Origin of the sequence: Paenarthrobacter sp. (genome assembly GCF_031180005.1) — a bacterium.
Taxonomy (GTDB): domain Bacteria; phylum Actinomycetota; class Actinomycetes; order Actinomycetales; family Micrococcaceae; genus Arthrobacter.
Genome location: NZ_JAPSHI010000073.1, coordinates 1 through 1,702, shown reverse-complemented (window position 1 = coordinate 1,702; position 1,702 = coordinate 1). Strand labels below are relative to the sequence as shown.

General features: G+C 62.3%; 2 protein-coding genes. Both read left to right on the top strand.

Annotated features, from left to right (window positions below):
• The coding region (locus RIF72_RS20045) for an isocitrate/isopropylmalate family dehydrogenase (protein WP_309076537.1) at nucleotides 1–303 on the top strand (303 nt) is incomplete at its 5' end.
• 50 nt (nucleotides 304–353) lie between these two features.
• Nucleotides 354–1,445 carry an isocitrate/isopropylmalate dehydrogenase family protein gene (locus tag RIF72_RS20040; RefSeq protein ID WP_309076536.1) on the top strand — a complete coding sequence of 364 codons (1,092 nt, stop codon included), beginning with the start codon at nucleotides 354–356 and terminating at the stop codon, nucleotides 1,443–1,445.
• Nucleotides 1,446–1,702: the final 257 nt, after the last annotated feature.

Here is a 1,702-nt window from a genome sequence, read left to right as displayed (position 1 = left end):
GGCACCATCACGCGCCACTACCGTCAGCACCAGCAGGGTAAAGCCACCTCCACGAACCCCATCGCCTGCATCTTTGCCTGGACCGGGGCCTTGCGGCACCGCGGCAAGCTGGACCAGACACCGGATGTGATCCGGTTCGCCGACACCCTGGAAGACGTAGTCATCAAGACGGTCGAATCCGGGAAGATGACCAAAGATCTGGCACTTCTCATCGGGCCGGAACAGCCTTGGCTCACAACAGAAGAGTTCCTCGCAGCCGTTGAGCACCGCCTGGCAGCATCACACCTGCCGGTCACCGTCTAAAGCTCCGGTCCGTCAAAGAGAAGTGGAAACAAAGAAAAGAGGAAACTACCGTGACTGAATCCAAGCAGTACCAGCTGGCCGTCCTGAAAGGCGACGGCATCGGCCCGGAGATCGTGCCGGCCTCAGTGAAGATCCTGGACGCGGCCATGGCCGCCGCCGGTGCCCCCGCGATCACCTGGACAGAGCTTCCGCTGGGGCGGAGCGCGATTGACACCCACAGCACCGCCGTACCCGAGGAAACCCTCGAAGCGCTCAACAAGGTCGACGGCTGGCTCCTGGGCCCTCACGACAGCGCATCCTATCCAGAGCCGCACAGGTCCGCGCTGAACCCCTCCGGGACCATCCGCAAACACTTCGGCCTGTTCGCCAACATCCGCCCCTGCAAGGCCTTCCCCGGCGGCAACGCCATCGTCGAAGGCACCGACCTGGTCATCGTGCGCGAAAACACCGAAGGCTTCTACGCCGACCGGAACACCTACGCCGGAACGGGCGAGTTCATGCCCACCCCCGACGTGGCCATCATGCACGGCATCATCACCCGCACCGCGACCGAACGCATCGCCCACGCCGCGTTCCAGCTCGCCCAGTCCCGCACCAAGCAACTGACCATCGTGCACAAGGCCAACGTCCTGAAAATGACCACCGGCCTGTTCCGCGACGTCTGCAACGAGGTTGCCACCCAATATCCCGACGTCACCGTCAACGACTTCCACATCGACGCCATGACCGTGCACTTGGTCCGCCGCGCCAACAAGTTCGACGTCATCGTCACGGAAAACATGTTCGGCGACATCCTCTCCGACCTTGCGGGCGAAGTCGCAGGATCTCTGGGCATCGCCCCCTCGATCAATTTCTCCGACACGCACGCCATGGCCCAAGCCTCGCACGGGTCCGCCCCGGACATCGCCGGAAAGAACACAGCCAACCCAATCGCAATGATCCTCTCCTCGGCAATGCTGCTGCGCTGGCTCGGCGCGAAATTCAACGACGACAAAGTCCTCTACGCCGCCCAACTGGTGGAAGATGCCGTCGAAGCCACTGTCCTTGCCGGAACCACCACCATGGACCTCAGCGGGACCGCCGGCACCAGTGACTTCGCAGACGCCGTTGCCAACCGCATCACCACCGTCCCGCACGTATAACTAAGCCGCCCACGGCGGGGGTCAATTGGGGTTTTCCACCGCTTGAAAATGGGAGCCGGTGGGGGAGCTCCCCGGCAGCAGTAGCGGTGAATAATCGGTGAAAATTGTCCCCGGTTGAGGGCGAGGCAGCATAGTTCTCCAAGCTGGAACCGGGAATCAGCCCGACGGTTGCTATCAGCCAAGCGAGGAGGCGTTGAGCAGAAGACGACATTCCTTAGGCGTCGCGAGCTGCCGTCAGTTTGGGGTGTACTCAAACT